This is a genomic window from Thiohalospira halophila DSM 15071, assembly GCF_900112605.1.
In the GTDB taxonomy this organism is placed as follows: domain Bacteria; phylum Pseudomonadota; class Gammaproteobacteria; order Thiohalospirales; family Thiohalospiraceae; genus Thiohalospira; species Thiohalospira halophila.
This window is the reverse complement of sequence record NZ_FOMJ01000004.1, coordinates 138,553-160,030: the sequence shown is the minus strand read 5'-3', so window position 1 is coordinate 160,030 and position 21,478 is coordinate 138,553. Positions and strand designations below refer to the sequence as shown.

Below are 21,478 nucleotides of genomic sequence, written 5' to 3'. Positions count from 1 at the left end.
CTACTCCCCGGTCCGCCGGAGGACCGCCAGGGGGGGCTCGCGGACCACGCCGCGGGCACCCAGCCAGCCGGTGAGGGCGGCGCCTCCCGCCCCGGCGACCACGCCGATGAGGATGATTTCCGGTGCCGGCTGCCAGGGGAGGTCGAAGGCGAAGACCGCCAGCGCCATGCCCAGGCCGCTGGCGGTGAGCCCGGCCACCAGCCCGGCGGTGGCGCCCAGGGTGGCGAACTCCGCCAGGGTGGCCCGGGTGAGCAGGCCGCGACCGGCCCCCAGGGCGCGCAGGATCGCCCCCTCCCGCCGCCGCTCGTCCAGGGTCGACTCCAGGGCGGCGTAGAGCAGCAGCACCCCCGCGATAAGGGTGAAGCCGAAGACGTACTCCACGGCAAGGGCCACCCGCTCGGTGATGGAGCGCACCTGCTCCAGGATCCGGCCGGTATCCAGGATGGTGATCGCCGGGAACTGCCGGTTGAGCTGGGTCAGCAGGCGCTCGTCCCCGTCCGGCAGGCGGAAGGAGGTGATCCAGGTCGCCGGGTAGTCGGCCAGCGCCCCCGGCGGGGTCACCGCGAAGAAGTTGGCGCGGAAGGAGTCCCAGTTCACCTCGCGCAGGTTGGTGACCAGAAGCTCCAGCTCGCGCCCGCCGATGCGGTAGGAGAGGCGATCCCCCACCTTGATCCCCAGGGTCTCGGCGATCCCCGACTCCAGGGAGACCCACGGACCCGACGCCACCCGGGGCGCCGACCACCACTCCCCCTCGACCACGCGGTTGCCGGCGCCCGGCTCCGCCGCCCGGGAGAGGTTCCACTCCCGCTCCGCCAGCCGCCGGGCGCGGGGCTCCTCGTACTCCGCCGGCTCCAGCTCCGCGCCGTTGATGGCGGTGAGCCGCCCCCGGACCATGGGGTGGAGATCCGGCTCGGCCACGCCCCCCTCCCGCAAGAAGGCGCGGAGCGCCGGCACCTCCGCCGGCGGGATGTTGATGAGGAAGTGGTCCGGGGCATCCTCGGGGAGGCTGGCCTGCCAGGACTCCAGGAGATCGGTACGCACCAGGGTGAGGATGAGCAGGGCGGCGATCCCCGTTCCCAGCCCCACCACCTGGGTCACGCTGGTCCCGGGCCGGCGGCCGAGGTTGGCCAGGCCGTAGCGCCAGGCGCTACCGCGCCCCCGCCCCACTCGCGCCAGGAGGGCGAGCAGCCCGTAACCGGCGGCCGCCAGCAGGGCCACCGCCGCCAGCAGCCCGCCCAGCAGGGCCAGGGCCAGTCCCGGCTCGCCGGCCGCCTGGCCCACCACCGCCACCAGGGCGACGGCCGGCAGCCCCCACAGGATCCAGCTCGCTACCGGCGGCGGCTCCAGGTCGCGCTGGAGGACCCGGGCCGGAGGGACCTTCGCCAGCCGGCTCAACGGCGGCAGGCCGAAGGCCACCAGCAGCCCGGCCGCCGCCAGGGCCGCGGCGGCCGCCGGCCACGGGGAGGGCGCGGGCAGCTCCACCGCCAGCAGATCCGCAGCCAGGACTGCCAGCCCCGCCTGGGCCGCCCAGGCCAGCCCCATCCCGGCCAGGGCGGCCACAACGCCCAGCAGGCCCAGCTGCCAGGCGAAGGCCCGGCCCACCAGTCGGCTGCTGGCGCCGATGGCGCGCAGGATGGCGGCGGTGTCCCGGTGGCGCTCGGCGTAGCGCCGTGCCACCAGGGCCACGGCCACGCCGCCCAGGGCGGCCGCCAGCAGGGCGGCCAGGGCGAGGTAGCGCTGCGCCTGCTCCAGGGCATCGTCCAGGGCCGGCTGGGCCTCCCGGGGCGTGGTCACCTCCTGGCCGCTGGCCAGGCGCGGCTCCAGCCAGGCGCGGAAGTCGTCCACGGCTGCCCGATCCCCCGCGACCAGGAGCCGCCGCTCGGCCCGGCTGCCCTCGGTGATCAGCCCGGTAGCCGCCAGATCGGCGCGATTCATGAGCAGTCGGGGCGCGAAACCGCTGGGGCCCACCGGCGCATCCGGCTCCCGCACCAGGATGGCCCCCAGCGTAAGTGCCGCCTCACCCACTCGCAGGGTGTCGCCCACGGAATGGCCCAGCCGGTTGGTCAGCCCCGACTCCAGCCAGACCGCCCCAGCGGGCGGGCCGCCGGCAACGACCTCCTCCCGGGCCCAGGGCTCCTCGGCGATGGCGATCTCGCCGCGCAGGGGGTAGGTGGGGTCCACCGCCTTGAGCCGCGCGAGCTTCGGCGGGCCTTCGGCGGCGGGGAGCATGGTGACCGTGGTCAGGGTCCGGGCGACGGCCAGCCCGCGCTCCCGGGCCCGCTGCTCCCAGGCATCGGAGAGGGGTTCGCTGGACTCCACCACCAGATCGGCGGCCAGGGCCTCGCCGGCCTGGCGCTCCAGGGCGCGTTCCACCCGGTCGGTAAAGAGCCCCACCGCCCCCATGCCGGCGGCGGCCAGGATCAGGGCCAGGGCCATGATCCGGAGTTCCCCGGCGCGCCACTCCCGCCCCAGGGCGCGCAGCCCGATGCGCAGGGAGGCGGTCACGCCGCCTCCGAGACACGGCCCGCGTCCAGCGTGACCCGGCGATCGCAGCGCGCCGCCAGGGCCTCGTCGTGGGTCACCAGGATGAGGGTGGTGCCGGCCTCGGCGTTGATCCCGAAGAGGAGGTCGATGACCCGCTCGCCGGTGAGCTGATCCAGGTTGCCGGTGGGTTCGTCGGCGAAGAGCACCGCCGGGCCCGGGGCGAAGGCGCGGGCAATGGCCACCCGTTGCTGCTCGCCGCCGGAGAGCTGATGCGGCCGGTGCTCGGCGCGCTGGGCGAGCCCCACCCGCTCCAGGGTGGAATCCGCCCGCGCGCCGGCCTCGGCGATCCCGGCCACCTCCATGGGCAGGAGGACGTTCTCCCGCGCGGTGAGCGCCGGCAGCAGATGGAAGGCCTGGAAGACGAAGCCCACCCGGCCGGCGCGCACCGCCGCCCGGCCATCCTCGTCCAGGTCGGTAATGTCGGTCCCGGCCAGCTCCACCCGGCCCGCAGTGGGCCGATCCAGCCCTGCCAGCAGCCCCAGCAGGGTCGACTTCCCGGAGCCGGAGGCGCCCACGATGGCCACCGTCTCCCCGGCGGCGATAGCCAGATCCACGCCATCGAGAATGGTCAGGCGACCCTCGGGGCTGCTAACCTCCCGCCGCAGTCCCGTCGCGGCCACCGTGGAACTCCCCGTCGTGTTCATCCTGCGTCTCCTGTTGGTCCTGTCGCTCTTCCCGGTGCTCGCCGCGCCCGTCGCCGCCGCGCCGGTGGTCGCCGTCCTGGGCGACAGCCTCAGCGCCGCCCACGGCATGGACCGTGACGATAGCTGGGTCGCCCTGCTGGAAGACCGCATGGCCGCGGAGGGGTTCCCCCACGAGGTGGTCAACGCCAGCATCTCCGGTGAGACCAGCCGCGGCGGCCGGGACCGGGTGGACGGGGTCCTCGCCGATCACGAACCGGCCGTGCTCATTGTAGAACTCGGCGGCAACGACGGCCTGCGCGGCCAGCCGCTATCGGCGTTGCGGGAGAATCTCGCCGCCATCGTCGAGCGCGGCCAGGAGGCCGGGGCGGAGGTCCTGCTGCTGGGCGTGCGGCTGCCACCCAACTACGGACCCGGCTATGTCGAGGGCTTCGCCGAGGTTTACCGGGCCGTAGCCGACACGACCGGTGCCGCACTGGTGCCACAACTACTGGAAGGGGTCGGCGAACGCCGGGAACTCATGCAGGGCGACGGGATCCATCCCACGGCAGCAGCACAACCGACTATGCTCGACAATATGTGGCCGGCGCTGGAGCCGCTACTGGAGGCGACCCGGGATCTTACGGGGGATCTCCCGGAGCAGGCCCCGTGATGGGTTCGCCACCAGGGGCTACGCTTTCGGGATTCCCACCTTCGCGGGAATGACGAAGGCCTTTCACGGAACCTCGAGAACAGGCCCGGGATGGTAATCCGGCCCGGGTGCAGCACCATCGAAAACCGCAATCAGGAGAGGACCATGGCCGACAACCCCCTGCCCGATGTGGGCGAGTGGTACATCACCGAAGAGGGCGACCGCTTCGAGATCGTCGCCGTGGACGGGGATGAACAGACCATCGAGATCCAGTACTTCGGCGGCGAGGTCGAGGAGGTGGACTTCGAGACCTGGGATGAGATGGGCATGGAGCAGATCGCCGCGCCCGAGGACTGGTCCGGCCCCTTCGACGATCTGGAGGCCGACGACATGGGCGACACCGAGGAGCCACCCCACTCCGCGGACCACAACGACCCCCTGGACCAGGTGGAATAGGCCATGGGCCGCTGGCTCCTGGCACTGGCCGGGCTGGCCGCCACGGCCACGGCCCTGGCGGTGACCACCGACCCGCTCACCTTCACCGGCCGCGGCGCGGAGTCGGTCACGGTGACCACCGAGCCCCTGCGCTTCACCGGCCGGGCCGCCGGGAGCGGCTCGTGAGGCGGCTGCTCCTCGCCGCCGGGCTGGCCCTGACCGCCCCGATGGCGGGCGCGGCCGACTTCACCTTCACCGTCCCGGTGGAGGCCGACCGCCTGATGAAGGCCGTCGACCGGCTGCAGATCACCTGCGCCGTGGAGGATGCCGACGAGGTCGTGCTCGGCCGCGAACGCCGGGAAGTCAGGGTCGAGGGGGGCACCTTCCAGGAGGAGGTCACCGTGGAGGTGGACACCGACCCCGGCCAGGATCCCACCGCTGCCGCCACCTACGCCTGCACCCTTCGGCTGCGGGACGCCAGCGGCTTTCGCTACTACCAACCCGCGGTGGATAACGAGGAGCTGCCGGTCTGGGCCCGTCCCCGCCCGGGAAGCGAGCCAGTGGTCACGGTCGAGGGTGAACTGGGCGGCGATGGCGGCGCCGATGCCCAGGGCGGCGAGGACGAATGAATCCGCCGGGCCGGGATCGGGGTCGCTTGTCCGATAGCATCACTTGCGCTAGCCTTTTGAACTCTTCGCGAAAGCGAACCGTTCTCATCCGGGAGGGGACCCCGACTTGACCGCCTGGCGCCACCGCCTTCACCGACTGCCGACCTCGCTGGGCCTCGCCCTGGCGCTGGCGCTGCTCGTCGGCCAGACGGCGCTGGCCCTGCACCACGCCGGCCACGCCCACGACGATGGTGCCCACGACGGCGGGGTCTGCGAACTCTGCCTCCACGCCCAGCATCAACCGGCGCCCACCGGCACCCCGGTGGCGCTGCCGACCACCACGGCCACGGTCGAGGCACCGGCCGTCGCGGCCGTAACCACCCCGGCGGCTCCGGCCCCGCGTTACGCCCACCCCCCGCGGGCTCCCCCGCGCGCCTGATCCCCGGCCCCCGATCGGGGCAGCCGGGTCCGTACAGCCATAACGGTGGCCCCCGCGCGGCGGGGGCCGGATCCAGCGCGCACAAGGGAGAGACACCATGCGACGCACGCTCATCGCGGCCGCCGCCGCGCTCATCGCCTCGCCGGTCCAGGCCGGGGAGACGGTGACCGCCGGCACGGCCTTCAACCCCGAGATCTCGGTGATCTTCGACGGGGTCTACTATCGCGACTCCGCCGACGGCAACGGCGCCGAACGGGCCGGCCAGGTGGACGGCATCCACGCCGCCCACGGCCACGACCATGCCCACGAGGGCCACGACCACGGCGGTCCGCCCCAGGGCTTCAGCCTGCGGGAGACCGAGATCGCCCTCTCCGGCAGCATCGGCCCCTACTTCGACGGCTTCACCTACCTCACCGTCTCCGAGGGCGGCGGCGTTGAGCTGGAGGAGGCCTACCTCTCCACCCGCCGCCTGCCGGCGGGGCTGACGGTAAAGGCCGGCCGCTTCCTCTCCGACTTCGGCTATCACAACGTCAAGCACCCCCACCAGTGGGACTTCGTGGACCAGAACCTGGCCTACGGCAACCTCCTGGGCGGCCACGGGATCATGGATACCGGCGTCCAGCTCGCCTGGCTCACCCCGCTGCCCACCTACCTGCGGGTGGGCGTGGAGGCCCTGCAGGCGGAGAACGCCGGCAAGATCGGCCAGACCGTGGAGGAGGAGACCGTCCACGAAACGGCGGACAACACCAAACTCACCGATGGCGAGGCCCTGGAAGGCGCCTGGAAGGAGACCTTCGGCCCCCGGCTCTACACCGCCTTCGCCGAGTGGAGCCCGGATCTCGGCTTCGACCACGCCCTGCAGCTGGGCACCTCCCTGGCGTACGCCCCGGACCACCAGGAGCTCCACGGCGATCCGGACTTCCAGAGCTCCGGCGAACCGCCGGTCCACCTCCTGGACGGGGATGCCTGGACCGCCGGCCTGGAGGCCGTCTACAAGTACGACCACCCCGCCGACTACGGCGCCGGGGACCTCACCCTCCAGGCGGAGTACCTCTACCAGGTGAAGGACCTGGACATCGCCTACCACCAGGCCGACAGCGCCCTGGTGGGTGACAAGCGGGAGTTCACCCAGGACGGCGCCTACCTCCAGGGGGTCTACGGCCTCGCCCCGCGCTGGGAGGCCGGACTCCGGTATGACGTCACTGGCCTCACCAACGAGAAGGCCGTCCCCGGCAGCACCTCGGAGTGGGATGCCTCCGACCGGATGACGGCGGCGGTGACCTTCCGCCCCTCGGAGTTCTCGCAGCTCCGCCTGCAGGCGGCGCGCGCCGACCTCGCCTACGGCGGCGAGAACCAGTCCTTCAACCAGCTCTACCTCCAGTACGAGGCGAGCCTGGGCAGCCACGGCGCCCACAGCTTCTAGGCCCGGGCTCAAGGAGAGAAAACCATGATGCGCATACTACTGACCCTGATCCTCCTCCTCGCCTCCAGCGGCGCCGCCGCCCTGGAGGTCGTGGCCACCACCGCCAGCATGGGGGCCGTCACCCGCGCCGTGGGGGGCGAGACGGTGAACGTCGACGTCCTCACCCCGCCGGACCGGGACGCCCACGCCCTGGAGGCGCGGCCCACCATGGTCCGCGCCCTGCGCGACGCCCACCTCCTGGTGGCCGAGGGCGCCGACCTGGAGGTGGGCTGGCTCCCCGCCGCCCTCCGACGGGCCGGCAACCCCGATATCCAGGTGGGTGCCACCGGCTACTTCGAGGCCGCCGCCCAGGTGGAACTCATCGGCCAGGAGGCGGCCGACCGCAGCCAGGGCCACGTCCACCCCGCCGGGAATCCCCACGTCCACATGGACCCGGTACGCATGCAGCGGGTGGCCGGGGCGCTGGCCGACCGCCTGGCCCGCCTGGATCCGGCCAACGCCGATGGCTACTGGAAGGCGGCCAGCGACTTCCGCGACGCCGTGGAGGAGCGCCTGCCCGACTGGCGCCGGCGCCTGGCCGACCACCCGGGGGCCATCCTCTACCACAAGGACGGCAACTACCTCCTGGAGCGGTTCGAGGTTCCGGTCCTCGGCTACGCCGAACCCAAGCCGGGGATCCCGCCCACGGCCCGCCACATCCGCGACCTGGTCCGCCAGCTCGAAGGCGGTGACGGCGTGGTGATCCACACGAACTTCCAGGACGGTGCGGCCCCCGGCCGGCTGGCCGACCATCTCGGCTGGCCGGTGGTGGAGGTCCCCCTGGAGCCCGCCATCGACGCCGGCACCCGGGAATACCTCGATCTCATCGAGGACTGGGTGGCGGCCCTGGAACAGGCCCGGTAGCGAGCCCGTGGCGGCCCTGCTGGAGGCCACCGGCCTGGTGGCCGGCTACGCCCGACCGGTAGCCGGCCCCCTGGACCTGGCCCTGGAGCCCGGCGAGGTGGTGGGGCTGGCCGGCCCCAACGGCGCCGGCAAGTCCACCCTGCTCCGGTCCCTGGCCGGGGAACCGCTGGTCCACGGCGGGAGCATCCGGCGGGCCGGCGGCGAGCTGGCGCTCCTGCCCCAGAAGCCGCCCCGGCCGGCGGAGGTTCCCCTCACGGCCCGGGAATATCTCGGCCTCACCGGGGCCAGCCCCCTGGCGAGCATGGCGACGTGGCTGGACCGCCGGGTGGATGCCCTCTCCGGCGGCCAGTTCCAGCTCCTGGCCGCCCAGGCGCGGCTGGGGGCGGGGGCGGCCGTGGTGCTGCTGGACGAGCCCACCAACAACCTCGACCCCGCGGCGGCGGAGGGGGTGGCCGAGGCCATCGACCTCGCCGCCGCCGCCGGCCGGGGCGTGGTGGTGGTCAGCCACGAGGCCGCCTTCCTGGCGCGGACCTGCCACCGGACCCGGGAGGTGGCGCCATGGAGCTGACCCCCCTGGACCTGAGCCCCCTCTGGGACCCGATGTTCCGCATCCCGCTTGTCACCGGCCTGGTGGCGGCGGCCCTGCTGCCGCTGCTGGGCCTGTGGCTGCGGCTGCGGGAGGAGTGGCTGGCGGCCCTGGGTATCGGCCACGTGGGGGCCGCCACGGTGATGGCGGGCGGCGCCCTGGGATTGGGGGTCCTGCCCGCCGGCCTCATCGGGGCGGGGATCGCCGTCGCCCTGAAGGCCGTGCTGGGGCGGGCCGGCAACAGCGGCTGGGGGGTGCTCATCCTCGGCGGCTGGGCCGCGGGCCTGCTGGTGGGCGCCAATACCGGCCTGGGCGAGGCGGCCAGCCACGCCCTGGTGGAGGGCCAGCTCTACTTCGCCGGCCCCGTCCACCTCCTGGCGCTCGCCGGGATCGCGGCCGTCGCCGCGGTGGCGCTACCGTGGCTGGGGCCGCGACTGCTGCGCTCCCGCCTCTTCCCGGAGGGGGATCGCGCCAACGGCCGGCCGGCGTGGCAGTGGCACCGGGGGTTCGACGCCCTGGTGGCGGCGGGTCTGACCCTGGCCGCCACCAGCCTGGGGCTCATGGCCGCCTTCGCCCTGGCCTTCCTCCCGGCCTGGGTCGCCTTCCGCCGGGCCCCCTCCTGGCGGTGGGCGCTGATCCTGGGCCCGGCGGTGGGCGTGGCGGTCTATCTGCTGGCCTTCGTCGCCGCCGTGGCGCTGGACCAGCCCTTTGCCCCGGTCCTGGTGGTTGCCCTGCTGCTGGCTACCGCCACCGGTCTGCGCCGCGGGATCCCCGCCGACTGATCGACGGTTGACCAGCCACCCGGTTCGGAACACCATCCCGGCGGTCCTCACTGGAGAACCGCCGCATGTCGACGGACACCGCCGAACCCATCCGCCGTCCCCCGAGCCTGGGCCCCCTGGAGGAGGCTCCGGTCCTCATCGCCGTCCTCGACGAGCAGGACCGCCTCATCCACCGGAACGCCGCCCTCTGTCGGCGGCCGGGTAGTGACTCGGCCCGGTACTTCACGGAGCTCTTCCGCCCCTGGGCGCGCCAGCGCCTTACCGAGGAGGGTCTGCCCAGTGCCCGGCAAGAGGGCCTGTGGGAGGGCGAGGTCAGCCTCGACGGCGGGGCCGAGGCGGTCCCGGTCCATATCACCCTCATCGCCGAGGGCGGCAACCGGGAGTCCTCCCAGGGGATCGTGGCCCTCATGATCCCCCGCCACGGGCCGGTGACCATGGTGGCGGACGACGAGGCCCCCCTGGAACGGCTGGCCGTGCCGGTCTACCAGGAGACCCGCTTCCTGGATCCGGCCGCCATCGACTACCTGGCCGCCGACGGCCACTACACCCGGATCCACGCCGGGGATCAGGTGGTGCTGGCCAGCCTGCCGCTGGGGGCGCTCCAGCGCCAGCTCCCGGCCGCCTTCCTGCGCGTCCACCGCAGCTACCTGGTCAATGCCGGCCGGATCACCGCCCTGACCCCCATCGAGGGGGGCCACGCCGTACGCCTCGGCGACGACGAGGGCCCCCTGATCCCGGTCAGCCGCCGGCGCATGAACGCCGTTCGCGAGATGTTCGGGACCGCCTGAAGGGTTCTTCCTACCGCTTGTTAAACCAGGGCGGCCGCCCGCGTGCCGAGACGGTCATCGCGGGATAAGCATCCTATAATGAGCGGTTCCGCAGTAACGCGATGGGTCTTCATGGCCGAACCCTCCCGTACATCGCCGTGCCACCCTACCACCACCGAAGCGGCCGACCCGGCAGCGCTGCGCCTGCTCCTGGTGGAGGACAACCCCGCCGATGCCGAGCTGGTGGCGGAGTATCTCGACCTGGCCGAGGCACTGGAGGTGGAGATCGAACGCGCGGCGCGGCTGGAGGCGGCCATCGAGGCCACCCGCCACGGCCTCGTGGACGCCGTCCTCCTGGACCTCGGGCTCCCCGACAGCACCGGCCTGGCCACGGTGGAGCGCTTCCTGGCCGAGGTCGAGGAGGTCCCGGTCATCGTCCTCACCGGGGAGGAGGACGTCGACACGGGGGTGGCCGCCATCCAGCTCGGCGCCCAGGACTACCTGCTCAAGAACCAGCTGGAACCGGCGCTACTGGGCCGGGTGGTTCGCTACGCCCGGGAGCGCTCCCGCGCCCAGGAGGAGAAGCGCCTGCTGGCTGCCGCCTTCGAGTCCGCCCACGCCATCATCATCACCGACGCCGAGGGCCTCATCCAGCGGGTGAATCCGGCCTTCGAGGCCGTCACCGGCTATCCGGCCGGAGAGGTCATCGGTTGCACGCCGGCGGTGCTCCAGTCCGGCTGCCACGACACCGCCTTCTACGCCGGGATGTGGTCGGCCCTGCACGAGCAGGGCTGGTGGAGCGGCGAGGTCTGGAACCGGCGACGGGACGGGAGCCTCTACCCCCAGTGGGAGTCCATCACCGCCCTGCACGATCGCCGGGGAAAGGTCACCCACTACGTCGCCGTCTTCCACGACATCTCCGAGCAGAAACGGCTGGAAGAGGCGCTATCGGAGCAGGCGACCCACGACCGACTCACCGGCCTGTTCAATCGCGCCCGGCTGGAGGAGCTGCTGGAATACGAACACGAACGGATCCGGCGCTCCGGCGGGAGCTGCGCCCTGGTGCTGCTGGATATCGACCACTTCAAGGTCGTCAACGACACCCACGGCCATCCGGCCGGGGATGCGGTGCTGCGCGCTCTGGCCGAGTGCCTGGAGCAGCAGCTGCGCCGGGTGGACCAGGCCGGGCGCTGGGGTGGCGAGGAGTTCCTGCTGCTGCTGCCGGATACCGACCCGGCGGGTGCGGCGACCCTTGCCGATCGCCTCCGAAACGCGGTGCGCGGCCTGGAACTCCCGCCGGTGGGGCAGATCACCATCAGCGCTGGCGTTGCCCACCTCGCACCGGAGGAGTCGGTGGCGGCGACCCTGCAGCGGCTGGACGATGCCCTCTACGCGGCCAAGGCGGCGGGCCGCGACCGGGTCAGCGATACCTCCCCGGCGTCGGAAGGGAGCCGCTAATTCCCGGTCCCGGCCGCTCCCTCGCCATCCTCGCCACCATCACCGCCACTACCTTCGCCCTCGCCCGGAGGCTCGACATCCGGACCGGGGAGGTCGATGGGATCGCTGGTCATCTCCACCCCCGGCGGCCCCGGCTGCTCCTCGCGCGCCTTTTCCTCCTCGTGCGCCCGGCGCAGGGCGGGGTCGGCGTAGAGCTGGATGTATTCCCGGCTGACCAGCTTCGCCCCCAGCTTCTCGGCCTCGCTGAATTCGGCCTCCAGGGCGTCGCGCTCGGTGGCGGCGGTCTCCGCCAGCTCGCCCTCGGCCATGGCTGCCAGATTCAGCCAGAGGTAGGCCTGGAAATCGCTCTCCCGAGTGCCCTGACCCTCGCGGTGCATGCGACCCACCCGGAGCTGGGCCAGGGGATCGCCGGCCTCCGCCGACTGGCGGAACCAGGTATAGGCGGCGTCGAAGTTCTGCTCCGTCCCCACCCCCTGGTAGTACATCTCCCCCAGCGCCTTGGCCGCGTCCGGATGGCCCCGCTCGGCGGCCCGCTTGAACCAGGTGAAGGCGTGGGTGGGCGAGCGGCGGACCCCGGTGCCGGTGAGGTACATGGCCGCCACCTGGGCCTGGGACTCCAGGTCCCCGTTCCTGGCCGCCGCCCGGTACCAGCGGTAGGCGGCCTCGATATCCCGGGGGAAACCGCGCTCCCCGGTCTCGTAGTAGCGCGCCAGACGGACCTGGCTGATCCGCTCCCCCTCCTCACCACGGATGATGAGCTTCTCGCGCTCGAGCTGGGTCAGCTCGTCCCGGGTCGGTCCCCGCTCTTCTTCCAGGCCCAGAGCATCCATGTCGAGGTCGAGACCGCTCGCCGAGCCCGAGGCCGTCTCGCCGGCCTGGGCAAGCACGGCGGGCGGGAACAGGGTCAGGAGGAACGCCAGGAGGACCGGGATTACACGGTGTGCCGTCATCGCCTAGTACCGCCACCGCAGCTGGGCGCCGCGCGCCGTGGTGTAATCGTCGGTCTGCCACTGCACGCCGAGGGTGATGCGCCGGTTGAGGTTGAAGAGCAGGCCGGCGTGATAGCCGGTGTTGTCCTCCCCGATGACCTGATGGTGGATGCCGGCATCCAGCTCCACGGTCCGGTCGGTGGCAAAGCGCAGCCCCGCGGAATACTCGAAGCCGCTACCGGAGCCGCCCCAGGCATTCCAGCCCGCGGGCAGACCGGCGGGGGCATCGACATCCAGGCGCAGGTAGCGCGCCTCGAAGCGCAGCTCGGCGTTGCGGTCGTAGCGGCTGATCCAGCCGAGGCCGAATCCCAGGCGGCTGGACTCGATATCGTTGTCCCAGCTGCGCTCGCCGTACTCCAGGACCACCCGCCGGTTGCCGGTATCCTTGGACTGCTCGATCCGCCAGGCGGTGCCGGAGACGCCGCTCTCGTGCTCGACCTGCGCACCCCGGCCCTCGGTATAGTGGTAGTTGAAGCCGGCCGCCGGCGCGGTCACCGGCATCAGCAACAACAGAGAGAGGGCAGGGCGAAGCGCTTGCGACATGGACGGCCTCCGGAGTCTGACCCCATCATAGCCGACCGTAGCCGCCCGGGGACACCGCCCCCGTCAGTCGAGACCGCCCAGGCCGTGGCGGGCACGCAGCAGGGCATCCAGGCGCCGCTCGCTCTCGCCGATCCGTTCACCCAGCTCCCGTGCGCGAGTGAGATCCCCTTCCCGCCGGGCAGCCTCCGCGGCCTCGCGCAGGTCGGTAAGGACCTTGAGCAATTGCTGGAGCTGACCACCGCTCTCGCCGGACCCATTGCCCTGCATCACGTCCTACGACCCACTAAGGATTGCTTTATTTAGGATTACTTCATTGTAGCCGAAGCAGAATTCTCGAACAGTCTTGGCAAGAATGGAACAACAAGGACCGTCGGACGCATGTCCCATGACTCCCCGCTTCCGCTGCGGCTGAGGCAGGCCCGCGAGCGCAAGGGCCTCTCCCAGCGCCGCCTGGGGCTGAATGCCGGCCTGGACGAGCTCTCGGCCAGCCCGCGCATCAACCACTACGAGCGGGGTCGCCACGCCCCGGACTATTCGACGTTGAGCCGCCTGGCCTGGGTCCTGGAGGTCCCGGTCGCCTTCTTCTACGCCGGCGAGGACGAGCTGGCCGACTGGCTGCTGCTGTGGCAGGAAGTTCCGCAACCGGTGCGCCAGCAGACCCTGGCGGAGCTGCGAGCGCACCGCGACGAGGAGTAGCCGGGCAGCGCATGTCGCGATTCCGTGTCCTAGGATTAACCCCATGGAAATGAATCGCTCCGACCACCCTCGCTCCCTCACCCTTGGCATCAGCAGCTGCCTGCTGGGGGAGGAGGTCCGCTTCGACGGCAACCACAAGCGCGACGCCTGGATCGTCGGCACCCTGGGCCGCTGGTTCGAGTTCCACCCCGTCTGTCCGGAGATGGCCATCGGCCTGGGCGTCCCGCGGCCGCCCATCCGGCTCCAGGGCGATCCGGCTTCACCCCAGGTGGTCGGCGTCCGGGACGAGACCCTGGATGTGACCGAGGAGCTGGAGGCCTACAGCCGGGAGACCGCCGCCGGCCTGGAGGGCCTCTCCGGTTACATCCTCAAGGCCAAATCCCCCTCCTGCGGCATGGAGCGGGTCAAGGTCTACCGCCCGGGCGGCGGGCAACCGCGCATGGGCCAGGGGGTCTTCGCCCGGGCGCTCATGGAGGCCCATCCGGATCTGCCGGTGGAGGAGGAGGGCCGGCTGGGGGACCCCGACCTGCGCGACAACTTCCTGGAGCGGATCTTCGCCCACCACCGCTGGCAGACGCTGCAGGCCGAGGGGCTGACGCCGGCGCGGCTGCAGGACTTCCACCGCCGCCACAAGCTGACCCTGATGGCCCACGGCCAGGAGCACTACCGGCGCCTGGGACAGCGGGTGGCGGCGGCCACCGGCCGCGACATCGAAACGGCCGGTGCCGAGTACTTCCACGACTTCATGGGCGCCCTGCGCCACAAGGCGACCCGGCGGCGCCACGTCAACGTCCTCCAGCACATCATGGGCTACCTCAAACGCGAGCTGGAGCCGGGGGACAAGGCCGAACTACTGGAGGTCTTCGAACAGTTCCGCCAGGAGCTGGTGCCGCTCTCCGTGCCACTGACCCTGCTCAAGCACCACTTCCGCCACCACCCCAGCGACTACATGGCCGACCAGGTCTACCTGGACCCCTATCCCGCCGAGCTCATGCTCCGCTGATCGCCACCACTTCCCCGGCCGGCCAGTGGCTTACGAGCGGGCCGGGGCTGTGCTACGGTTGCCGCCGAGAAAGAGGTCGGAGGGAGTCAAGGTGGCGGACGAAGAAAACCCAGAAACCGCCCCGGCGGGGACGGAAGCCGCCCCCGAAGACGAGGCGCCCCGGGATGGCAGCGCCGAGGCAGACGGGGAGGGGGAGCAGGCGGGCCCACCCGGAGCGGAGGCAGGACTCGCCTTTCGTCAGGACGAAGAGGGCACCCTCCACGCCGATTTCACCCCCAGCGTGAGCAATGTCGCCGTGGATGGCGATGCCCTCCGGCGCATGCTCGACGAGGCCGGATTCGGCGAGGTCTGCCTGTTCCGTGAGAAGGTGGCGGAGCTCATCCGCCGCCAGCGCGACAGCAAGGAGCCCTTCAGCCTGGCCATCGGCGGCCACCGGGACGGCGCCGTGGAGGTGACCATCGACGAGCGCGGCGCCGCGGCCGAGGCCCAGCTCCGCCACCCGTGCGGGGACGGGCGCGCCATCGATGACGAGATGATCCGGGAGGCGCTCACCAACGCCGGCGTCACCGAGGGCTGGCTGGAGGAGGAGTTCCACCGGCTCATCCAGGATCAGGGCCGGACCCTCACCGACCCGGTGGTCGTCGCCCGCGGGATCCCACCCTCGGATGGCGAGGATACCCGCTTCGAGAGCCTCGTCCCCGACGCCCCCGAGCGCAAGCCGCGAGACCTGGGCGACGATGTCGTCGACTACCGTGAATTCGGCGGCGTGGTGACCGTGGCCGAGGGCGACCCCCTGGTGCGCCGCCAGCCCCCCACCGAGGGCGAGCCCGGGCGCACCGTCACCGGCGACCCCATCAAGCCCCGGCCGGGACGGAACATCGACTTCAAGACGGACAGCTCCGTCCGCATCGCCGAGGACGACCCTGACACCCTGGTGGCCACCATGGGCGGCATGCCGGTGGTTACCGATACCGGCGCCAAGGTGGAGCAGCTCGTGGAGCTGGACACCGTGGATCTCTCCACCGGCCACATCGACTTCGACGGCACGGTGGTGGTCAAGGGAGACGTGGCCGCTGCCATGCGCATCACCGCCACCGGCGACATCAACGTCGGCGGGACGGTGGAGGCCGCTCGCCTCCTGGCCGACGGCGACATCGTCGTCAACGGCGGCGTCCTCGGCCGCGGCAATGTCCGCGACGAGCACGGCGAGGCGCGCACCGAGGCCGGCTACATCAAGGCCGGGGGCTCGCTCCACGCCCGCTTCGTCCAGAACACCATGGTGGAGGCCGGGGACTCGGTCATCGCCAAGGACATGCTCAACAACAGCGAGGTAACCTGCGAGAACCAGGTCGTGGTGGGCGGCAAGGGCGGCTCCGAGAAGGCGCAGATCGTCGGCGGCCTCACCCGGGCGACGACCAAGGTCGAGACCAGCATCCTCGGCTCACCGCGCTCCGCCCACACCCGGGTAGAGGCCGGCTACGACCACGAGTTCCACCAGCGCATGCGCACCTGCCAGGAGGCCCTGGCTGACAAGGACAAGCTCCTCGCCGACGTGGAGCGCATGCTCAACTACTACCGGTCCTACCCGGAGAAGGCCAAGCAGGCGGAAAAGGCCAAACCCGGCCTGATGAAGCGGCTGGTGGCGACCCAGAGCCAGGCCGAGGAGGAGCGCCAGGAACTGGAGGCCAACCGGGAAGAGCTCGAGGCCGACCTGGATCACATGCGCCGCGCCCGGGTGGTGGTTCGCAAGCAGGTCTACTCCAACGTTACCCTCGTCTTCGGCCCCAAGAGCCGGACCACCGACGAGGACATTGAGGAGGGCGGCGTCTTCACCCTTCAGGACCAGTGGATCACCTTCCGGCGCGGGAAGGGCTGATGGCGATCTGGGTCGACGCCGACGCCTGTCCGGGCGATATCAAGTCGGTACTCTTCAAGGCCGCCGACCGGACCGGTACGTCGCTGACGCTGGTGGCCAACCACCGGTTGTCAGTCCCACCGTCGCGCCATATCCGGTTCGTGCAGGTGCCTTCCGGCTTCGATGTGGCGGATCACGCCATCGTCACCCGCATGACCGCGGGCGATCTCGTCATCACCGGGGATATCCCGCTGGCAGCCGAAGTACTGGAAAAGGGTGGCCACGCCATCAGCCCCCGGGGCGAGGCCTTCGACGCCGAGACCATCCGTCAGCGACTGGGCATGCGGGACATGATGGACGAACTCCGCAGCAGCGGCGTCCAGACCGGCGGGCCGGCAGCCCCCGGCCCCAAGGAGCGCCAGGCCTTCGCCAACGCCCTGGACCGCTGGCTGACCCGGCACGGCGGCTGACTTCTACGCCTGGATGTAGCTCCAGCCCTCCTGGAGGCGGTCGACGATGTGGTCCTCGGCGGAGGAGGCGCGACGGGTTCCGTCCAGTAGTTCGATCTCCTCGCCGCGCTCCTGGAGGCGGGTGAGGGTGTTGCCGCAGGCGTAGACCCGCAGGCCGGCATGATCCCTCAGGAGGCGATGGACCCGCTTGGCCGCGGCAGAGCGATCGGTACGGAGGAGATCGAGGCCGCGGGACTGGGCCACCAGCTCCACCCGCTCCTTGCCGGCCGCCAGCAGTGCGTCCACCCGGTCCAGGGCCCGGCGCTGGTTCCGGGGATCGGACTCGGTTATGTGCACGACGACCTTGTCGTCCGCGGCCTGGGTCATTTCCACCGGGCCGGCACCCCCCATATCCGGCACCAGGGCGACCATCCGGCCGGCCAGAAAGCCCACGGCCAGCAGGACCACGGCCGCGGCGGCGAGCAGGGGGGCGCGCTGTCCGGCCCTCGGGCTCTTCTTCCGGCTCTCGCTCCCTTCCGGCGGCTCGATGCCGTCCCAGGCATGGGCCACCAGGTCCCGGCTCACCGCCAGCTGCCAGTAGGCCTCGCGCAGGGTCGGATCCGCTGACATCCGCCGCAGGAGTTCAGCGCGCTCCTCCTCATCCAGCTCATCATCCAGCAGGGCATTGAGCCGGATCTCTTCGGATTCGCTCGGGTGGTTCATTTCACGCTCCGTAAATGGGCGGGTCCCGCCGCCTCCGCCGGATGCAGGTCCAGCAGCCGCTCCTTGAGGGCACGCCGCGCCCGGTAGAGGCGGCTCATCACCGTCCCCACCGGGACATCCAGGGCGCTTGCCACATCGGCGTAACTCATCCCTTCCAGGTCCACCAGGCTGACCACCTGTCGCTGTCCCGCGGGTAGCTGAGCCACCGCTGCACGGACCCGGGCGCCGATCTCGTCGCTGCTCCCCAGCTCCTCGGGCCCCGGATCCTCGGTGGCCATCTCCTCCTCGGCCCCCTCTTCCAGGGGCTCCGGCCGGCGACGACGCAGGTGGTCCCGCCAGCAATTATTGAGGACGGCGAAGAGCCAGCTATCGAACCGCTCCGGGTCCCGGATCTGGTGGGCCTTCTGCAGGGCCCGCGCCAGGGCTTCCTGGGTCAGGTCATCCGCCTGGGCGGGATCGCCACTCCAGGCGAGCGCCATGCGATAGAGCCGTCGTCGGCTCTCCACCAGTTGCCGGCGGGCCGAGCGGGTCCCCCTCAGCCAGTCCAGTACACTCATCACTCCCCCCACGGGCGCCTGGGGCGCCTCTGTTCAGGTCCCTCATATCCCGAGGCTCATGGGTAGGACGCGGCAGCGCGCCATTGCATTCCATGACCGGGGGTGGACCAGCCCAAGAGGGGCGCAGGATGGACCATTCGCCTCCCGGCCCCAAGGGGTCAGGTCTTGCAATCCCTCAGTCGGCGGCCACAATGATCGCCATGAGCCGACCACTACGCATCGAATACGACGGCGCCTGGTACCACGTGACGAACCGTGGCCGGGCCAGACAGACCATCTTCCCCGGACGGGCCAGCTACGAGGCCTTCCTGGAGACCCTGGCCGAGGCGGTTCACCGCTTCCGGGTCGGGATCCACGCCTACTGCCTCATGCCCGACCACTACCACCTGCTGGTGCAGACCCCGCTGGGCAACCTCAGCCGGGCCATGCGCCACATCGACGGCCTCTACACCCAGCGCTACAACCGCCTGGAGGAGACCGACGGCCCCCTCTTCCGGGGCCGGTACAAGGCCATCCTGGTGGATGCCGACGCCTGGCTCCTCTCCGTCTCTCGCTACATCCACCGCGCTCCGGTGGAGGCCGACCCACCCCTGGTGGCCAACCTTGCCGACTGGCCCTGGTCCAGCTACCCCGCCTATCTGGGTCGAGCCACCGCGCCCGCCTGGCTGGAGACCGGGACCGTCCTCAACGCCCTGGGTCCTTCGGACCCCACCGGCTATCGGGGCTTCGTGGAGTCCGGCGTGGAGGAGGAACTCGAGCGCTTCTACGCCAATCAGCGCGCCACGCCGATCCTGGGCGACGAGGCCTTCCGGGAACGGGCCCTGGCCGGCACCACCCCCTCCCCGGAGAACCCGAAGCCGGCACGCCCGGCCCTCCACACCGCCGAGGCGGTCATCGCGGCGGTGGCAGCGGAGTGGGGCGTGGAGCCGGTGGCCCTGGGCGGTCGCGGCTACGGTGCCAGCCCGGCCATCCGCGAGGCGCGCCGGGTGGCCATGTGGCTCTGCCGGGAGGAGACCGACCGGACCCTGGCCGCCATCGGCGAGCACTTCGGCGGGATCCACTACTCCGCCGTGAGCCAGCACGTCCGCCGCCTTGGCGAGGCACTGCAGAAGGAGGGCCGCCTCCAGCGCGCCGTCGAGGCCGCCCGCACCCGACTCACGGGCTGAGGGGAATACTCAGCCGATCATCATCCGCAGGCCCACGACCACCAGGAACCCGGCGAAGATCCGGCGGAGGAGGGTAACCGGCAGGGCGTGGGCCAGACGGGCCCCCAGCGGCGCGGTGAGGATGGCGGCCGGGGCCAGGGCGGCCACGGCCGGGAGGTGGACCCAGCCCGTCGCCCCCTCCGGCCGTCCCGGCACCCCGCTGCCAGTGATCAGGAAACCGGCCACCCCGGCCAGGGCGATGGGTAGCCCCAGGGCGGCGGAGGTGGCGACGGCCCGGGGGAGCGGGATGTTGTGCCACGCCAGCCAGGGGACGGTGAGCGTCCCGCCGGCCACCCCCATGGGGGCGGCGACAAGGCCGATCACGCCACCCGCCATCGCCTGCCCGACCCGTCCCGGTGGCTGCCGACCCGGGGACGGCTTGCGCCCCAGCGCCATCCATAGCGCCACCAGGATGAGGAAGGTGCCGAAGAGTACCGCCAGCCGTGCCCCGTCCAGACCACCCACCAGCAGGGCCCCCGCCAGACCGCCGAGCACGGCGCCCGGCACCAGCCCCTTCAACAATGGCCAGGCCACCGCCCCGCGCCGGGCGTGGGCGACCACCGCCGAGGCCAGCGTGAAGGGGATCACCGCCAGGGAGCTCCCCACGGCCAGATGCATCGCCGCCTCCCCGTAACCGGCTGCGGCGAACCAGGCCGCCAGCGCCGGCACGGTCACCAGTCCCCCACCCAGCCCCAGCAGACCGCCCAGCAGGCCGGACCCGGCGCCGACGGCGATATAGAGAATCACGGCCTCCACGTACCCCCCCTGGATGAATGGCCCCTCGTAACCAACCGACCATGATACCGGTCAGTGCCTTGCCCTTCGCCCGATGGCGCTTGACAGGAAGCCTGGTTGGGAAAATAATCCCAATGCATCCGTTGGGAAACATTTCCCATACCCAGACAGGAGATCCCCCATGTCCGTACGCACCCTCACGCTGAGCGCCACCGCCCTCGCCGTGGCCGCCGCCCTGGCCGGCTGCAACGATAGCGGCAGCAGCAGCAACAGCGACCTGGAGCCCATCACCAGCTCCGGCGAGATCACCCGCTTCGGCAGCGTCTACGTCAACGGGACCCGGTTCGAGACCCGGGGGGCCGAGATCCGCGTGGATGATATCGCCGCCGACGAGCAGGCCCTGGATGTCGGCATGGTGGTCACCGTGGAGGGCGAGGTGGACCCGGCCACCGGCGAGGGTCGCGCCACCGCCATCCGTTTCGATGCCGACCTGGAGGGGCCGGTTACCGATGTCAGCCTCACCAGCACCGACGGGGTGACGGAAGGGACCATCGCCGTCCTCGGCCACACGGTGGAGGTCACGGCCGACACCCGCTTCGAGGGAGAGGGCAGCATCACCAGCCTCAACCAGCTCACCACCAACACCCGCGTGGAGGTCAGCGGGTGGGGCGACGGGGAGGGGACCCTCACCGCCACCCGTATCGAGGTGGACGACGATGACGACGATATCGAGGTCCGCGGCACCATCAGCGACCTCAATACCGTGGATGAGGAGTTCACCCTCAACGGCCGTATCACCGTCGACTACAGCAACGCCGAACTCGATGACGACCTCGAACTGGCCAACGGCCTCTTCGTCGAGGTGGAGGCCAGCGAGTTCGATACCGGCAGCAACACGCTCATCGCTACCGAGGTAGAGGAAGAGGAGCGCGGTGACGGCCGGGACGACGATCGCGAGCGCACCTTCGCCGGCCTGGTCAGGGACGTCAGCGGCCTCGAGGAGGACCCCGCCTGGTTCCGGCTCAACCACCGCCGGATCTACCTTGATCTCGAGGAAGACGACGACGATGACTACGTCGATCCGTCGACCCTGACTGCCGGCACGACCGGCAACACCGCCTCCCGGGTCAAGGTGGAGGGCCGCTACCGCACCGTGGACGGCGAGCGCCGCTTCTACGCCGAGGAGATCGAGCGCCTGGGGCGGGATGACGACGACGAGGAACTTGAAATCGAGGGTTACCCCATCACCGCCATCGACCTTGAGGCGCAGCCGCCCACCATCGAGGTCAACGGCCTGACCCTGATGATCACGCCCAACACGGAGCTGGATGGCGACGGGATCCGCCGTCTCTCGGACCTGGCAGTCGGCATGAACGTAGAGGTGGAATACTACGAGAACGCCGACGGGCAGAATATCGCCACCGAGATCGAGGTCGAGGACGAGGACGGCGACGACGACTAACCCCCAGCGCCCCGGTGGTGCCCCGAAACGGGGCACCCACCGAA

The 21,478-nt window shown here is 71.5% G+C and carries 25 protein-coding genes; 17 read left to right on the top strand and 8 right to left on the bottom strand.

The features are described from left to right. Together BM272_RS07535 and BM272_RS07530 are read right to left on the bottom strand one after the other, a co-directional pair. Window positions 1-2,505, bottom strand: a complete 2,505-nt coding sequence (locus tag BM272_RS07535; protein ID WP_093428161.1) for an ABC transporter permease — start codon at window positions 2,503-2,505, stop codon at window positions 1-3. Beyond that, window positions 2,502-3,188, bottom strand: coding sequence for an ABC transporter ATP-binding protein (locus tag BM272_RS07530; protein ID WP_093428160.1), 687 nt, complete (start codon window positions 3,186-3,188; stop codon window positions 2,502-2,504). The genes BM272_RS07535 and BM272_RS07530 overlap by 4 nt, the downstream gene beginning before the upstream one ends. Here BM272_RS07530 and BM272_RS07525 point away from each other — a divergent pair. The 11 genes from BM272_RS07525 (at window position 3,187) to BM272_RS07480 (ending at window position 11,217) form a co-directional block, all read left to right on the top strand. After that, entirely contained in the window at window positions 3,187-3,837 is a 651-nt protein-coding gene (locus BM272_RS07525; protein ID WP_240308063.1) for an arylesterase, read from the top strand. The two genes, BM272_RS07530 and BM272_RS07525, sit on opposite strands and share 2 nt — an antisense overlap. Window positions 3,838-3,981: 144 nt before the next feature. Further along, entirely contained in the window at window positions 3,982-4,272 is a 291-nt protein-coding gene (locus tag BM272_RS07520; protein ID WP_093428159.1) for a DUF6763 family protein, read from the top strand. Window positions 4,273-4,275: 3 nt separating this feature from the next. Further along, window positions 4,276-4,437, top strand: a complete 162-nt coding sequence (locus BM272_RS13775; RefSeq protein ID WP_159433041.1) for a hypothetical protein — start codon at window positions 4,276-4,278, stop codon at window positions 4,435-4,437. Continuing rightward, window positions 4,434-4,880 carry a hypothetical protein gene (locus BM272_RS07515; protein ID WP_093428158.1) on the top strand — a complete coding sequence of 149 codons (447 nt, stop codon included), beginning with the start codon at window positions 4,434-4,436 and terminating at the stop codon, window positions 4,878-4,880. The genes BM272_RS13775 and BM272_RS07515 overlap by 4 nt, the downstream gene beginning before the upstream one ends. A 106-nt stretch (window positions 4,881-4,986) precedes the next feature. Beyond that, window positions 4,987-5,298, top strand: coding sequence for a DUF2946 family protein (locus BM272_RS07510; RefSeq protein WP_093428157.1), 312 nt, complete (start codon window positions 4,987-4,989; stop codon window positions 5,296-5,298). A 97-nt stretch (window positions 5,299-5,395) separates the two neighbouring features. Continuing rightward, entirely contained in the window at window positions 5,396-6,721 is a 1,326-nt protein-coding gene (locus tag BM272_RS07505; protein WP_093428156.1) for a TonB-dependent receptor, read from the top strand. A gap of 24 nt (window positions 6,722-6,745) precedes the next feature. Continuing rightward, the gene (locus BM272_RS07500) at window positions 6,746-7,624 is read left to right on the top strand and encodes a metal ABC transporter substrate-binding protein (protein ID WP_093428155.1); all 879 of its coding nucleotides are present in this window, start codon (window positions 6,746-6,748) and stop codon (window positions 7,622-7,624) included. Between the two features lie 7 nt (window positions 7,625-7,631). Further along, window positions 7,632-8,192, top strand: coding sequence for an ABC transporter ATP-binding protein (locus tag BM272_RS07495; RefSeq protein ID WP_093428154.1), 561 nt, complete (start codon window positions 7,632-7,634; stop codon window positions 8,190-8,192). Next, on the top strand, window positions 8,183-8,992 hold the full coding sequence (locus BM272_RS07490) for an ABC transporter permease family protein (protein WP_093428153.1): 810 nt from the start codon (window positions 8,183-8,185) through the stop codon (window positions 8,990-8,992). The genes BM272_RS07495 and BM272_RS07490 overlap by 10 nt, the downstream gene beginning before the upstream one ends. Before the next feature lie 65 nt (window positions 8,993-9,057). After that, entirely contained in the window at window positions 9,058-9,780 is a 723-nt protein-coding gene (locus BM272_RS07485; protein ID WP_093428152.1) for a LytR/AlgR family response regulator transcription factor, read from the top strand. A 111-nt stretch (window positions 9,781-9,891) separates the two neighbouring features. Next, the gene (locus BM272_RS07480; RefSeq protein ID WP_159433040.1) at window positions 9,892-11,217 is read left to right on the top strand and encodes a diguanylate cyclase; all 1,326 of its coding nucleotides are present in this window, start codon (window positions 9,892-9,894) and stop codon (window positions 11,215-11,217) included. Here BM272_RS07480 and BM272_RS07475 read toward each other — a convergent pair. The 3 genes from BM272_RS07475 to BM272_RS07465 form a co-directional block, all read right to left on the bottom strand. Beyond that, window positions 11,214-12,167, bottom strand: coding sequence for a tetratricopeptide repeat protein (locus BM272_RS07475; RefSeq protein WP_093428150.1), 954 nt, complete (start codon window positions 12,165-12,167; stop codon window positions 11,214-11,216). The two genes, BM272_RS07480 and BM272_RS07475, sit on opposite strands and share 4 nt — an antisense overlap. Window positions 12,168-12,170: 3 nt before the next feature. After that, window positions 12,171-12,749 carry a hypothetical protein gene (locus tag BM272_RS07470; protein WP_143613204.1) on the bottom strand — a complete coding sequence of 193 codons (579 nt, stop codon included), beginning with the start codon at window positions 12,747-12,749 and terminating at the stop codon, window positions 12,171-12,173. Window positions 12,750-12,812: 63 nt separating this feature from the next. Further along, window positions 12,813-13,016 carry a hypothetical protein gene (locus BM272_RS07465; protein WP_093428148.1) on the bottom strand — a complete coding sequence of 68 codons (204 nt, stop codon included), beginning with the start codon at window positions 13,014-13,016 and terminating at the stop codon, window positions 12,813-12,815. A 111-nt stretch (window positions 13,017-13,127) separates the two neighbouring features. On the opposite strand from BM272_RS07465, the gene BM272_RS07460 reads away from it, so the two are divergent. The 4 genes from BM272_RS07460 to BM272_RS07445 all read left to right on the top strand — a co-directional run bounded on the left by BM272_RS07460 (window position 13,128) and on the right by BM272_RS07445 (window position 16,773). Further along, window positions 13,128-13,445, top strand: coding sequence for a helix-turn-helix domain-containing protein (locus BM272_RS07460; protein WP_093428147.1), 318 nt, complete (start codon window positions 13,128-13,130; stop codon window positions 13,443-13,445). Between the two features lie 43 nt (window positions 13,446-13,488). After that, the gene (locus BM272_RS07455; RefSeq protein ID WP_240308057.1) at window positions 13,489-14,448 is read left to right on the top strand and encodes a YbgA family protein; all 960 of its coding nucleotides are present in this window, start codon (window positions 13,489-13,491) and stop codon (window positions 14,446-14,448) included. Between the two features lie 91 nt (window positions 14,449-14,539). Then, window positions 14,540-16,324 carry a FapA family protein gene (locus BM272_RS07450; RefSeq protein WP_093428145.1) on the top strand — a complete coding sequence of 595 codons (1,785 nt, stop codon included), beginning with the start codon at window positions 14,540-14,542 and terminating at the stop codon, window positions 16,322-16,324. Next, window positions 16,324-16,773 carry a YaiI/YqxD family protein gene (locus tag BM272_RS07445; RefSeq protein WP_093428144.1) on the top strand — a complete coding sequence of 150 codons (450 nt, stop codon included), beginning with the start codon at window positions 16,324-16,326 and terminating at the stop codon, window positions 16,771-16,773. The genes BM272_RS07450 and BM272_RS07445 overlap by 1 nt, the downstream gene beginning before the upstream one ends. A 3-nt stretch (window positions 16,774-16,776) precedes the next feature. On the opposite strand, the gene BM272_RS07440 is transcribed toward BM272_RS07445, so the two are convergent. Next, on the bottom strand, window positions 16,777-17,475 hold the full coding sequence (locus BM272_RS07440) for a DsrE family protein (RefSeq protein ID WP_093428143.1): 699 nt from the start codon (window positions 17,473-17,475) through the stop codon (window positions 16,777-16,779). After that, complete coding sequence (locus BM272_RS07435) at window positions 17,472-18,032, bottom strand: RNA polymerase sigma factor (protein ID WP_093428142.1); 561 nt, start codon at window positions 18,030-18,032, stop codon at window positions 17,472-17,474. Before BM272_RS07435 ends, BM272_RS07440 begins: the two co-directional genes overlap by 4 nt. A 200-nt stretch (window positions 18,033-18,232) precedes the next feature. Between BM272_RS07435 and BM272_RS07430 the strand changes: the two genes are divergently transcribed. Beyond that, window positions 18,233-19,198 carry a helix-turn-helix domain-containing protein gene (locus BM272_RS07430; protein ID WP_159433039.1) on the top strand — a complete coding sequence of 322 codons (966 nt, stop codon included), beginning with the start codon at window positions 18,233-18,235 and terminating at the stop codon, window positions 19,196-19,198. A gap of 9 nt (window positions 19,199-19,207) precedes the next feature. Here the strand turns inward: BM272_RS07430 and BM272_RS07425 are convergent, their stop codons facing one another. Further along, window positions 19,208-19,993, bottom strand: coding sequence for a sulfite exporter TauE/SafE family protein (locus tag BM272_RS07425; RefSeq protein ID WP_093428140.1), 786 nt, complete (start codon window positions 19,991-19,993; stop codon window positions 19,208-19,210). A 160-nt stretch (window positions 19,994-20,153) separates the two neighbouring features. On the opposite strand from BM272_RS07425, the gene BM272_RS07420 reads away from it, so the two are divergent. Continuing rightward, a complete protein-coding gene (locus BM272_RS07420; RefSeq protein ID WP_093428139.1) occupies window positions 20,154-21,434 on the top strand; it encodes a DUF5666 domain-containing protein in 1,281 nt (426 codons plus the stop codon). Window positions 21,435-21,478: the final 44 nt, after the last annotated feature.

Excerpts from the sequence above, each read along its gene's own strand:
- BM272_RS07440 (WP_093428143.1), bottom strand. The coding sequence starts at position 17,475 with ATGAACCACCCGAGCGAATCCGAAGAGATCCGGCTCAATGCCCTGCTG.
- BM272_RS07530 (WP_093428160.1), bottom strand. The coding sequence starts at position 3,188 with ATGAACACGACGGGGAGTTCCACGGTGGCCGCGACGGGACTGCGGCGG.
- BM272_RS07435 (WP_093428142.1), bottom strand. The coding sequence starts at position 18,032 with ATGAGTGTACTGGACTGGCTGAGGGGGACCCGCTCGGCCCGCCGGCAA.
- BM272_RS07470 (WP_143613204.1), bottom strand. The coding sequence starts at position 12,749 with ATGTCGCAAGCGCTTCGCCCTGCCCTCTCTCTGTTGTTGCTGATGCCG.
- BM272_RS07460 (WP_093428147.1), top strand. The coding sequence starts at position 13,128 with ATGTCCCATGACTCCCCGCTTCCGCTGCGGCTGAGGCAGGCCCGCGAG.
- BM272_RS07455 (WP_240308057.1), top strand. The coding sequence starts at position 13,489 with ATGGAAATGAATCGCTCCGACCACCCTCGCTCCCTCACCCTTGGCATC.
- BM272_RS07445 (WP_093428144.1), top strand. The coding sequence starts at position 16,324 with ATGGCGATCTGGGTCGACGCCGACGCCTGTCCGGGCGATATCAAGTCG.
- BM272_RS13775 (WP_159433041.1), top strand. The coding sequence starts at position 4,276 with ATGGGCCGCTGGCTCCTGGCACTGGCCGGGCTGGCCGCCACGGCCACG.
- BM272_RS07430 (WP_159433039.1), top strand. The coding sequence starts at position 18,233 with ATGAGCCGACCACTACGCATCGAATACGACGGCGCCTGGTACCACGTG.
- BM272_RS07490 (WP_093428153.1), top strand. The coding sequence starts at position 8,183 with ATGGAGCTGACCCCCCTGGACCTGAGCCCCCTCTGGGACCCGATGTTC.
- BM272_RS07480 (WP_159433040.1), top strand. The coding sequence starts at position 9,892 with ATGGCCGAACCCTCCCGTACATCGCCGTGCCACCCTACCACCACCGAA.
- BM272_RS07500 (WP_093428155.1), top strand. The coding sequence starts at position 6,746 with ATGATGCGCATACTACTGACCCTGATCCTCCTCCTCGCCTCCAGCGGC.
- BM272_RS07505 (WP_093428156.1), top strand. The coding sequence starts at position 5,396 with ATGCGACGCACGCTCATCGCGGCCGCCGCCGCGCTCATCGCCTCGCCG.
- BM272_RS07475 (WP_093428150.1), bottom strand. The coding sequence starts at position 12,167 with ATGACGGCACACCGTGTAATCCCGGTCCTCCTGGCGTTCCTCCTGACC.
- BM272_RS07520 (WP_093428159.1), top strand. The coding sequence starts at position 3,982 with ATGGCCGACAACCCCCTGCCCGATGTGGGCGAGTGGTACATCACCGAA.
- BM272_RS07420 (WP_093428139.1), top strand. The coding sequence starts at position 20,154 with ATGTCCGTACGCACCCTCACGCTGAGCGCCACCGCCCTCGCCGTGGCC.
- BM272_RS07465 (WP_093428148.1), bottom strand. The coding sequence starts at position 13,016 with ATGCAGGGCAATGGGTCCGGCGAGAGCGGTGGTCAGCTCCAGCAATTG.
- BM272_RS07485 (WP_093428152.1), top strand. The coding sequence starts at position 9,058 with ATGTCGACGGACACCGCCGAACCCATCCGCCGTCCCCCGAGCCTGGGC.